At 56.7% G+C, this 12073-nt stretch carries 5 protein-coding genes; all 5 read right to left on the reverse strand.

Annotated elements, in window-relative coordinates:
- Nucleotides 1-2: 2 nt before the first annotated feature.
- The 5 genes from mqo to B4M48_RS04110 all read right to left on the reverse strand — a co-directional run bounded on the left by mqo (nucleotide 3) and on the right by B4M48_RS04110 (nucleotide 12026).
- A complete protein-coding gene (gene mqo, locus B4M48_RS04090) occupies nucleotides 3-1649 on the reverse strand; it encodes a malate dehydrogenase (quinone) (protein WP_040113506.1) in 1647 nt (548 codons plus the stop codon).
- A 295-nt stretch (nucleotides 1650-1944) separates the two neighbouring features.
- Nucleotides 1945-2253 carry a DUF1471 domain-containing protein gene (locus B4M48_RS04095; protein WP_040113505.1) on the reverse strand — a complete coding sequence of 103 codons (309 nt, stop codon included), beginning with the start codon at nucleotides 2251-2253 and terminating at the stop codon, nucleotides 1945-1947.
- Nucleotides 2254-2479: 226 nt separating this feature from the next.
- Nucleotides 2480-4348, reverse strand: coding sequence for a low affinity potassium transporter Kup (kup, locus tag B4M48_RS04100; RefSeq protein WP_250341438.1), 1869 nt, complete (start codon nucleotides 4346-4348; stop codon nucleotides 2480-2482).
- A gap of 267 nt (nucleotides 4349-4615) precedes the next feature.
- Nucleotides 4616-10675, reverse strand: a complete 6060-nt coding sequence (locus B4M48_RS04105) for an autotransporter outer membrane beta-barrel domain-containing protein (protein WP_288656022.1) — start codon at nucleotides 10673-10675, stop codon at nucleotides 4616-4618.
- Nucleotides 10676-11225: 550 nt separating this feature from the next.
- Nucleotides 11226-12026: a MetQ/NlpA family ABC transporter substrate-binding protein gene (locus B4M48_RS04110; RefSeq protein ID WP_288656024.1), complete on the reverse strand. Its 801-nt coding sequence runs from the start codon at nucleotides 12024-12026 to the stop codon at nucleotides 11226-11228.
- Nucleotides 12027-12073: the final 47 nt, after the last annotated feature.

The raw sequence follows: 12073 nt of genomic DNA on the forward strand, positions 1-12073 counted from the left end.
GATTAGAGCGCCATATCCTGTTTAGCAGATTCTTCGCGCGGCTTAGCCTGCATCGGCGCGGCCTGCTGCTCGCTCATATTGATGACAGGTGGTTTGGTCAGCTGGAGTACAGACGCGGTGTTATCCCACACCTGCTGCGTCAGCGCGGTATTGCCATTCAGTTTCTGGCCAAAGCTCGGCACGATAGTACGGATTTTTTCCTGCCACTCCGGTGAAGCAAACTGCTGCGGGAACAGCGATTTCATTACGTTCAGAGTGATAGGCGCAGCGGTTGAAGCACCCGGTGACGCGCCCAGCAGGGCCGCAACGGTTTTCTGCTGATCGGTGACAATTTCTGTACCGAGTTTCAGCACGCCGCCTTTGTCCGCATCTTTCTTGATGATCTGTACGCGCTGACCCGCCTGGATCAGTTTCCAGTCCTCTTTACGCGCGTTCGGATAGTACTCTTTCAGCGCGGCAAAGCGGTCGTCATCGTTCAGCATTACCTGACCAATCAGATATTTCACCAGGTCAAAGTTATCGATACCCACGTGGGTCATCGGCATAACGTTGCTGGTGGTGGTCGCGCTCAGCAGATCGAACAGCGAACCATTTTTCAGGTATTTGGTTGAGAAGGTGGCGAACGGCCCGAACAGCACCACTTTTTTACCGTCGAGGTTACGCGCATCGATATGCGGAACCGACATTGGCGGTGCACCTACGGAAGCCTGACCATACACTTTCTGCAGGTGACGGCTGGTGATCTCCGGGTTTTCGGTCATCAGGAATGAGCCGCCTACCGGGAAACCGCCGTAATTATCCGCTTCCGGAATGCCGGTTTTCTGCAGCAGCTTGATGGCCGCGCCGCCGGCACCGATAAAGACATACTTCGCATCAACGCTGCGATCTTTACCGCTCTTCACATCTTTAATGGTAACGTGCCAGGAGTTATCACCGTTACGTTTGAAATCGGTGACTTCAGACGACGTTTCCAGCGTGAAGTTCTGATCTTTTTTCAGGCTGCCGATCAGCTGACGGGTAATTTCACCGTAGTTGACGTCAGTACCGACCGGTGTCCAGGTCGCAGCAACTTTCTGTGCCGGATCGCGGCCTTCCATCACCAGCGGTGCCCACTGCTCAATCTGCTTGTGGTCGGTTGAGAACTTCATGCCCTGGAACAGGGTGGTTTTCTGCAGCGCGGCGTAACGTTTAGTCAGATACTCAACGTTCTTATCACCCCAGACAAAGCTCATGTGCGGCGTAGAGTTGATGAACGAACGCGGATCGTGCAGCACACCGCGCTCAACCTGGCTGGTCAGGAACTGGCGGGTGATCATGAATGATTCGTTGATCTCCAGCGCTTTGCTAACGTCGATTGAACCGTCTGCACGCTCTGGCGTGTAGTTCAGCTCCATGTTAGCAGAGTGACCGGTACCGGCATTGTTCCAGCCATTGGACGACTCCATCGCCACGCCGTCGAGACGCTCAACCATCAGCTGTTTCCAGCCCGGTTGCAGCTCCTGCAGCCAGGTGCCCAGAGAGGCACTCATGATCCCGCCGCCAATCAGCAGCACGTCGGTTTTTTCTGGTGCGTTCTCAGCGTGAACCGCTGAAGAAACAAGCAGTGCGGTCAGCGAAAGCGCGGACACAATTTTTTTGGTCTGATTCATGCCAGTCCTGTTCTTTATTCAATGCAGATGAACGTTAAAAATTCGGATGGCAAATTAAAATATTGTTACGGAAAGATTAACCTGTTTTTAGTTATTTAACTATTTACGCGGATTAATTAAGTTACATAATTATATTCAGGTTAAATAAGCAGCAAATAAGGCGGGAGAGGCGATGTCAATATCAGCAGGATAACCGCTTCTGTTGCGCGGTTATTCTTTATAACCACAGGCTGAACTTAAAGCAAATAAAAGTGCGGATAATTGCGCCCGCCGGTTATTCAGCAGGCGCAGAGCGTTAGCCGTTTAGCGCAATCTCATCACCGGTGTGATAGAGCGTCGCTTTCGCCGCCAGCACCGGGTGCCCGTCATGCGCCGGCTCATGCGACTCCACATCACTGATATGATATCCCGCTGCCCCGGCGGCCAGCGTCTTTTTAACCACCGCATCGGTCAGATCTTCCATTGAGGTTGCCCAGCTCACGCTGGTTACGCTGGTGGGGCGCAGCGAAGCGATCTGCTGTGGCGTCAGATCGGCACGCACCAGCACCGGCTGAATATCCTGCGGGGTAAAAATAGAGATAACATCATTGATTAACGCTTTCATAGGCCTGCTCCTGAGAGAATTGCACGGTATGGGTTCGTTATGCATTTTTCTGCCCGGCTTAAAAAGCGCGGGCGACAGAGTGACTAAACACTCTGCCGCGCCGTCTGGTTTAGCTTTAATTGCTAATAAGTTGTTAAGAAAAATTCTGCCACAACTTTGTCACTCTTACAGCAACCTGGTTGCATCTGCTTACAGGTTTATGCTGTGTTTTGGTGCACTTACCCGATCAAAACTCGCGCTGACCACCCAGTTCAATGACGCGGTTGGGCGGGATATGAAACTGTTCATGAGCGCGCAGCGCATTGCGCTGGCAAAAGTGAAAAATGCCGCCGCGCAGGCGCGCCAGACCACGACGCTGTTTCATCACCAGCGTGTCGTGGGAAGTAAAGAAAGACGCTTCATTGACCGAGCAGCCAAAGCCCTCCAGCCCGCACAGGTGCAGGATCTCAGCCATCGACGGCGTTTCACGCCAGCCATAGGCGGCAGTGACCTGCCAGAAGGAGGCGGAAAGCGGCGTCAGCGTTATACGCTGCTGGTTATGCACGCGCGGCGTGTCGACGGTGCGGATATGCAGCAGCACGACGCGACGGTGCAGCACGCGGTTATGTTTAAGGTTGTGCAGCAGCGCCTGCGGGATCTCAAACTCTTTACGCGCCAGAAACACGGCGGTGCCCTCCACGCGGCTGGGCGGGCTTTTTTCCAGCGAGCTGACCAGCGCCAGCAGGCTGGCCTGACTGCTGTCGAGACGCCGGATCAGCCGGTTGCGCTCGCTGCTCCAGATAAGCATCAGCGCCATCATGGTCAGCGCCAGCAGCACCGGGATCCAGCCGCCTGACAGCAGCTTCATCAGGTTTGCGATAAACAGCGGCACGTCGATGCACAGCATCATCAGCAGGAACAGCCCCGCCAGCGGCAGCGGCCAGCGCCAGTTGCGTTGCGCCACCACGCCTGCCAGCCCGGCGGTGATCACCATCGTTCCGGTTACGACAATGCCGTAAGCAGAGGAGAGCGCCGACGACTCACGGAAGGTTATTACTACCAGCATCACTGCGGTAAACAGCAGCCAGTTCACTACCGGAATATAGATCTGACCTGACTCGGTATGCGACGTGAAGATAACGCGCATCGGCGGCAGAAAACCCTGCCGTATCGCCTGATGCGTCAGCGTATAGACACCCGAGATAACTGCCTGCGCGGCGATAACCGTTGCCAGCGTAGAGAGCACGATCAGCGGGATCTGCCCCCACGCCGGCGCCAGCAGGTAAAAGGGATTACTGATCGCGGCGCTGTTCGCCATCACCAGTGCGCCCTGACCAAAATAGTTAAGCACCAGCGCCGGCATAGCGACAACCAGCCAGGCGAGGCGGATAGGGGTTTTACCCAGATGCCCCATGTCAGCATAGAGCGCCTCGGCACCGGTGACGGCCAGCACCACCATGCCGAGCGCCGCCAGCGACAGCGCAGAGTGGCTCAGCAAAAAGTCGAGCGCATAGTGCGGACTCAGCGCCTGAAGCACCTGCGGGTTAAGCAAAATGCCGCGTACGCCGAGCAGCGCAATGGCGGCAAACCAGACAAACATTACCGGCCCGAATATGCGGCTGACCTTTTCAGTGCCCTGGCGCTGAATGACAAACAGCAGCGTCAGAATAACCAGCGCCAGCGGGACCACAATCCGCTCCAGCGCCGGTGAAACCACTTCAATGCCTTCAATGGCGGAGAGCACCGAAATCGCCGGGGTGATCACCCCGTCACCATAAAAGAACGCGCCGCCGATGAGACCGGCCAGCATCACAGCGTGCCCCACTTTGCTGCTGACGCCGCGTCGCGCCAGCGCCATCAGCGTCAGGATGCCTCCCTCTCCGTCATCATCCGCGCGCATGACGAAACAGACATACTTCAGGGTAACAATCAGCGTCAGCGCCCAGAAGATGAGCGATAAAAAGCCCATGACGGCAGCCGGTGTGACGCTGCCGTCGGGCAGAATCGACAGGCACTCTTTCAGGGTATAAAGCGGGCTGGTCCCGATATCACCAAAGACGATACCGGCAGCAGCCAGCATGCCGGCAGGCAGCGAGGCTTTGTGCGGGTGTTTCATGAATTTCCTGCTCAGGTTAACAGAGAGGCGCGGTCTCTTCAGCGCCGGAGTTATAGCGGCGAAGATAGCGGTTTTCGGCGCAGACAGGGAGAGGGTGGCGAATATTCACACACCATTTTTACGCCGGGAGCGCAAATTTTTACGCGTTTTTTATATCGCTGCGCGTTTAACAGCCAGATAAACAGCGTGCTGACTCAGTCAGCCTGGAGAGCAGGTACAGGGAGACACGGGACGACCTGTCAGGAGCGTCCTGTGTCTCCGGCCGGTTCAGAACTGCCAGCGTACGCCAGCATTGTAGCGCCATCCTTTGGCACCGTTCCCGTCGAGCGCTTTACGGTAATCCGCTTCGGCATAGAGCGAAACGTTATTGCGCAGCGTCACCGTGCCGCCTGCGCCCGCTTCCCACATCTGACCAAAACGCCCGCTGGTAAACGTCGCGCCCAGCGCCGGATTATCTGCAGCAGCGACCGATGTCCGCGCCGCGCCGCCCCAGCCTTTGTAATAATTTGCCCGCAGCCAGGGCGTATACTGGCGCTGATGCTCATCACTCCAGGTGCGATCGAGGCGTGCGCCCAGCCGGCCAATCGTCTGGTCATAATCGCCGTAGCGCACTTTGCTGCCATCCTTGTCGGTAAAATCATTCATGTTTAGCTGCATATAGAGCAGCTGCGCCTGCGGTTCCAGCTGATAGCCGTCACCCAGAGCAAACGGATAGCCGCTCTCCAGTGAAGCGGTCCAGCCGTCTCCTTTCAGCTTAGCCACCTGTTTTTGCCGCGCGATGTTGGTGTCACCACGATGCCGGTCAAATGACAACACCCCATCCAGATAAAAGCCGTTATCACGTTGCCAGGTGCTGTAGAGCGCCAGGCTGTCGCTGTTAAAGGTGGTGCTGCTGTAGCCATCCGCTGCCTTCGGGCGCAGGCGCGTATTGCCGCGCGTATACGCTATACCGCCGCGCAGGGAGTCGCTATCGCCATCAAGCCGCAGCAGATTGCCACCGAGCTGGACTGCGCTGTAATCGAGATCAAAATCGTATCCGTAATTGCGGAAGCTGCGATCGCTCTGGTATTTCAGGTCAGAACCAATGTAGCGGAGAAACATCTCGCCGCCGTTGTCGTCAGCGCGCCGCTCTCCGTGGCGCAGCTCACCCAGACGTTTATGCAGGTCATCAACAATGGCAGCGGTATAATAAGCCAGCCCCACGGGCGCTGAAACATAAGAGGGCACCTGTGGTACCACGGCCGGACGCGCGTCATAAGTTTGTTCGCTACCAAAGGCATCGGTAATCAGCGCAGGCTGGCAGCTGCTGCTGTTCTCGCAAATGAGATAGTTTGCCAGGCGATAATCCCAGTAGCGGTTCCCGCTGCCGCTGACCAGGCGCTGCGCCGGATCGCTGCTGCCCGGTGCGAAAGTGTATAAACGATACTGCCACGGTCCGGCCCCAAGATAGCCGTCCGCCAGCGCAAAGCTGCCGGCAGCCGCGTTACCAGCTACCTGCGCCAGCGAAATACCTTCATTGCCTTCCACGCCACCGTTGCGATTGAAATCGGTCAGCGCACCGCTGCTGGCTGCGTCCGGCTGCACATTCAGCAGCGTGGTACCGCTGGCGTTGCCGGTCACGTTAATGCGATCGGTAAATTGATTGCCAGGCGCTCCCCCTTCGTTCAGTCGGGTGATCAGGTTGGCCTGACCGCCCGCCGACACCAGCGAGCCGTTGATGTCCAGCGTATTGCCCGGTGAACCGGCACCGTTGGTGAGGTCCAGCGTACCGCTGTTATTAACCACCAGCGAGCTGGCCGTACCGCCAGCCAGCAGCGGATGTACATTATTACCCGCGTACAAGGTGGATGCCCTGTCAATGTTGATGGTGCTGCGTGCCAGCTGCAGATTATCGGTCAGAGTCCAGCGCGCATCCGCAAAGTTAATGGTGCTCCAGCCGGTGCCGAGATTGACGCCCTTGCTGCGATCGTCGGCGCTAAAGCTGCCGCCACGCCCGTCGATCTGGCTGAATGTGAGACTGTTGCCGGCTCCGCTGCCGCTGGTGAGATGGTAAGTGGTGCTGAGGCTGACGCCGCTGACGCTGGCCTGATTGTTGTTACCATCGCCCATTGTCAGGCTGCCGTTGAGCGAGCCGCCGCTCCAGCGAAAGGTGTCAGATCCGCCGCCGGGATTGATATCGCCGCGCACTTCGCCTTCGGTCAGCAAAATAACGTCATCGGCATTGCTGCCAGCCACCGCCTGAGTTTGCGGCGTGGCGGTAATAATCGTGCCGAAGTTTTCGAACACCGTCTTACCACCGCGTAAATCCACAACCGGTGCACTCAGGCTGGCGGAGCGGAGCGTTCCGGTGTTCACAATGGTGCCAGCCGTACTGGAGATCAGCGCCGATCCGCCTGCGGCATTATTAATGTTCACGCTGGCAGCGGTGAAAATATCACCGGTGGTATTGGCCCGAATCCCGCTACCGCCTGCGCCGGTGACGTTGAACACGTAGCCCGAACCCAGCGTCAGATCGCCACGCGTCGTGCTGCCGTCGGCATTCGCAATGTTCAGACCGTTGCCGTTGCCGCTGACGTTTGCCGTGACGGTGGAAGCGGGATCAAACGCCACGCCGGTACGAATGCCGTTGCCGTTGCTGACGTTAAGCGTCAGGTTGCTGAGCGTGACATTACTGAGTTCTGCCCGGTTCTCTATGCCGTTGCCGCTGCCGGAGACATTGATGCTGGCATCGCGGGCGCTGAGCGCGGCGGCCCCCTCGTCCAGTAAAATGCCGTGGGCAGTACCGCGCGCGGTAATTGCGGTATTAAGACCGGTCAGCGCCAGGCTGGCCCCCTCGCTGATACGCACACCGGCTACGCCGTTTTCAACAGTGATGATGCCACCCTGCGCGAGCGTACTGCCGCGACCGGCAACATCCAGCCCGGTGCCGCGGGTGATTGTGACCACACCGTTATTGGTTAAGGTACTGCCGGCACGGGAGCGGATACCGATACTGTTATTTCCGCTCAGACTAAGCGCACCATTGTTGATCAGGGTAGCGCCATTGGTGATATCGAAACCCGTGGCACCAACGCCGGCACCGCGGATACTGGCGTTGCTGGTAACCCGCGTTGCGGCAGCGCTGCCATCCAGCGCATTACTGAGGTCGCTGCGCAGTGTATTCACCAGTACGCCAACGGCATTCTCGCCGCTCAGGTTAAGCGTGCTGCTGCGGTCCAGCGTGGCTGTCGCGCCTCCCTCGATGCGAATCGCCGTACTGCCTGCGCCGCTGGCGGTAAAGCTGGCGTTCGTGCTGTTTAGCGTGCTGCCATTGCCGGAAACAATGACGCCGGTGGCGTTTGCTGCACTGGCGTTGAGCGTACTCGCGGCGGTGAAACCGAGCGCTGCCCCCTCGTCAATGCGGTAGCCGGTGGAGCCCGCAGTCGTGATGTCCAGCGCACGCGTTGCCGAAGTGATACGAGAGCCGCTACCCGCTGCATGGTAAGCGATCTGATTGCTGTTGTTAAAGATCGGCGTTGATCCCGCGGCGATATTAACCTGTGCACCGCTGAGCGCTTCAGCACCCATTGCACCGACACCATTCAGGGTAAGCGTGCCGGCATCAAGCGTGGCTACGGCCAGTGCGCCGCTGGCCGTCACGCCGCGCGTGCGATTACGTACGCTGCCGCCATTGACATCAATGTTACCGCTATTGCTGGCGGTGGTAGCAAACGTGCTGCCCGCACTATTAACCACGATGCCGCTGCCGCCTCCGCTGATACTGATATTGCCGCTGTTGCTGCCGCTGGCACCGCTCTCCACGCGCATCCCGGTGGTGCTGGCGCCACTGAAGATGATATTGCCGCTGTTGGTAAGCCGGGCGCGATTACGCGCCAGATAGCCGGTAATAGCGTCCTGCGCCGAATCAAGCTCTGCCGCTGAAATAAGTCGCGTATCGGCAACCGGAGCGCGGCTGCTGGCACCGGTCAGCGTATGTTTTTGTCCGTCGGCGATCGCCCCGATGGCATTGCTGCCGGTGAGATTAATAGTGGTTGCAGCATCAATATTGCCCAGCGCACCGCCTTCAATATTTACGCCCGTCGCACCGATCCCGCTGACGTTCAGCGTGGCGTTACGGGTGTTAACCGTGGTGCCGTCAGCACCGGTGCCGTTGATCGCCACGCCTCCCGCGCCGGAGGCAGTCAGCGTGGTATCTGAACCATCAAATTCGGCACCCTGTTCGATACGAAACAGCGTGGAGTTACGGGTGGTGACGTCAAAAGCATTGTTATCCGCTACGTTAATCAGCGCATTCGGACCATAGGCAAAGAAGCCGATTTGCTGACTGCCGGTACTGAAAGCCGGGATCGCATCCTCGGTAACATTCACGGTGGCATTACCGCGTGCGTGTACGCCAATTGCACCGTTGCCTGTCAGATTGATGCGCCCATCCACATTAGCCTGTGCTGTGCCGCTACCCTGTCCCTCTACCCAGACGCCAAAGTTGCGTGTGCCGCTGGCGGGATCGGCACCGCCTGCCACGTTGATCGTACCGGTGGAACTCGCTGCCGCCGTACTGCCATTGCCAGCCAGTACTTTGAGGCCGGTGCCGTTAACACCGTTGAGATTGATAGTGCCGCGATTCTCCAGTGTACCGCTGCTGTTACTGACCAGCATGCCGGTGTTTTCGCGCGGCACGCGCGCCGCACTGCCGTTAACATCAATAGTGCCGCTGTTGATGAGCGTGGCGTTGTTCGCACTGCTGACGGACATGCCGGCCGCATTCTGCACGCGGGAACCCAGTACGATGCTGCCTTCACTGATCGCGCTGCCATTCGCCAGCAGGGCAATACCGCTGGTCAGACCGCTCTGATTCATCGCGGTTTCCGCCACGCTATCGCTCAGGCTGTTTTGCGGACCGCGTCCGATGTAAATGGTGCCCGCGCTGTTATTAGTAAATCGGCTGCTATCGGCCGTGAGCAGAACGCCAGAGGTGGTGCCGCGTGCGGCCGAGCCATTAACGCCAACGTTAATATTCCCGCTGTTACTCGCCTGCGCGCTGGTATCCAGCCGGATACCAGCGACGCCATTGGCAAGATTGCTGCCGGTGGTGCCGAGGTTCAGCACGCCATTATTGGTAAAGCTGCCGTTGTTTTGCACCGTAACCGCCGTCGCGTTGCTGCTGGCCGCGCCCACACCGGTGCCGTCAATCCGGTTGAGAAAGCCGCCGTTGATCACCCCGCTGCTGCTATTAGTTGCGCTGGCATCATCCAGCGAGAGTGCCGTACCCCGGCTGGCCAGCTTGCCATCGATGGTGGCGCTGGCACCGGATGAAACCCGCACGGCACCGCCGTTCGCGCCGACCGCCTCAAGCGTTTTATCTGCGGCAACATTAATCTGTGAACCGGCACCCTCAGCATTGATCACGATACGGTTACCCAGGGGCTGTGTGATCTCATCCGGCGGCGTGGCGCTGACGCTGTAAACAATTTGTTCATCAGTGAGGGTGACGGCTTTATTAAATTCGCTGAGGTAACTGGCCGTGGCGAGATTGCCGTTTTGCAGCTGACTCACCAGCCAGTTGTTATAGCGCTGCAGCTGACTGGCATTGGTCACGTTAAAAGAGGTGCGCCTGCCATCCAGCGTTTGTACGCTGAAGCTACCGTGGTAAGTGGCGAGGTTTTGCACGCTCAGACTGTCAGTTGCGCCACTTCCGGCTACATCTGCTGCTGAACCGGTGAAGGTGATACGGTTATTGCTGTTCCAGTTAATCACCCCGCCATTACTGGCCTGAAACAGCGTGGTGTTTTTTGCCGCCATGCTCCAGGCATTGGTACTGGCACTGCTGCTGGCATTGCTCTGCCCGATAGCGACATCCAGCGAGCTTCCGCTGCCGGTTACATCCGCTACGCGCGCGTTAATATACTGATTGTTATTCACGTTTTGCAGGTCCGGCACCACGGTGGTGCTGCTAACCGGTGCCAGTGCTACCAGACTGGCTGAATCGAAAACCTGAAAGGTCGTATTGCCGCCTGTGGTGAGATCCGGCACGGTAATAGCAAAATTTTGCGGGCCGGTATCAAGTCTCGCCCCATCGATAAATCCGGCGCCAGAGACGATGCTGACCTGCCCGAGCGTCGTATTTGTTGCGCCATCAATGCCTGTTTCAAATGCCTGATTGCCGGTCAGGGTCTGGCTGCCGCTGGTGACAATCAGCGCGCCGTTTTGTTGATCGTTATCGCGGGGATTGTAGGGACCAAGAGCGGCAGCCTGGCTGGCAAATGGGACGCAGAGCGCGGTCTGTACTGCCACTATTCCTAACGCAATGGGATTCAGGGTGAATCTCATACATCCTCCGGTAAACGATTTTTCAGCAACATGATGAATTCACCGCGCTAAAAGAGCGGAAAGCACGAAGCGCATAATGTTTTTCAGCATGAACTAAGTGCCTGGCTTTATGTTCAGGCAGGGCAGGCGTGACGATATTTAAGGCAAATTCTGTTGGTTTTATAGACGTTGCGGGCGCAGAAAGCAAAAAAACGAGGTGGCGATTTTTAACAGGATAAAATAACAGCGTGATCAAAAACAGGAAGGCATAACCCTGTTCTTTATCAGGTTTAAAGGTTAGCCGACTGTTATGACACTTATTTAATTTCCGGGCTTTACTATTGACTGGATCAGAATTCAAAAAACAGTTACAGGATTTAACCGGAGGATTATTTACCGTAACTGTGAAGCAATGCACAAAGCCGGATGCTGCATTTATCATGCCTGCTAATTAAAAAAGAGCGTGGCGGCCCGGACGGAACGCCACGGCAGATAGTTCAGAAGAGCAGTAAAACATAATAATGACGCGCTCTTCTCTTTCTCCGGAGAAGAGGCGTGGAGCAGGCAGCGTTTACCAGCCTTTGATAATATCGCCTTTATAAATCTCGTTGGCTTTATCCAGTACCGGCTGCGAGCGGAAGGCCTCTTTCAGTTTCTGCACGTTCGCACTCTCTTTATTATCTTCACGCGCCACAATGGCATTGACGTATGGCGATGCTTTACCTTCCATAAACATACCGTCGCGTGAGGCGGAGAGATTTACCAGCGCCGCAAAGTTGTTATTGATGATGGAAAGATAGACCTGCGGATCGTCCAGCGTGCGTGCCAGCTGCGGCGTATCAACTTCAACAAACTTCAGCTTTTTACGATTAGCAGTGATATCCAGCGTGGTAGGCAGCAGACCCGCTTCAGGTTTCACTTTAATCAGGTCCTGCGCCTGCAGCAGCAGCAGGCTGCGACCCAGCGTGGTGGCTTCGTTTGACAGCGTGATCGTCGCGCCATCCGGCAGTTCGTTCAGGCTTTTAATTTTGCGGGAGTAGCCGGCAATCGGGAATACAAAGGTATTGGTGATTACCGCAAATTTATAACCGCGCTCTTTTGACTGCATCTCAAGATAGGGAAGACTCTGGAAGGCGTTTGCATCCACGTCTTTATTGTAGAGCGCCTCGTTGGGCTGCACATAATCGTTAAACGCAATCACCTCAACATCCAGCTTATATTTGTCATGGGCGACCTGCTTCACTGTCTGCCAGAGCTGTTCATCCGGGCCGCTGTTGATCGCAACTTTGATTTTTTCGTCGTTATTATTGTCGCAGGCGCTAAGCAGCGTAACAGAAGCGGCCAGCAGCGCGGTCAGTAAATGTTTTTTCATGTTTGCAGCATCCTTATTCTTGTCAGCCCCGGACTATAATATGCGTC

Source organism: Pantoea sp. UBA6567 (assembly GCF_002434165.1).
Taxonomy (GTDB): Bacteria; Pseudomonadota; Gammaproteobacteria; order Enterobacterales; family Enterobacteriaceae; genus Pantoea; species Pantoea eucrina.

Excerpts from the sequence above, each read along its gene's own strand:
- mqo (WP_040113506.1), bottom strand. The coding sequence starts at position 1,649 with ATGAATCAGACCAAAAAAATTGTGTCCGCGCTTTCGCTGACCGCACTG.
- B4M48_RS04095 (WP_040113505.1), bottom strand. The coding sequence starts at position 2,253 with ATGAAAGCGTTAATCAATGATGTTATCTCTATTTTTACCCCGCAGGAT.
- B4M48_RS04105 (WP_288656022.1), bottom strand. The coding sequence starts at position 10,675 with ATGAGATTCACCCTGAATCCCATTGCGTTAGGAATAGTGGCAGTACAG.
- kup (WP_250341438.1), bottom strand. The coding sequence starts at position 4,348 with ATGAAACACCCGCACAAAGCCTCGCTGCCTGCCGGCATGCTGGCTGCT.
- B4M48_RS04110 (WP_288656024.1), bottom strand. The coding sequence starts at position 12,026 with ATGAAAAAACATTTACTGACCGCGCTGCTGGCCGCTTCTGTTACGCTG.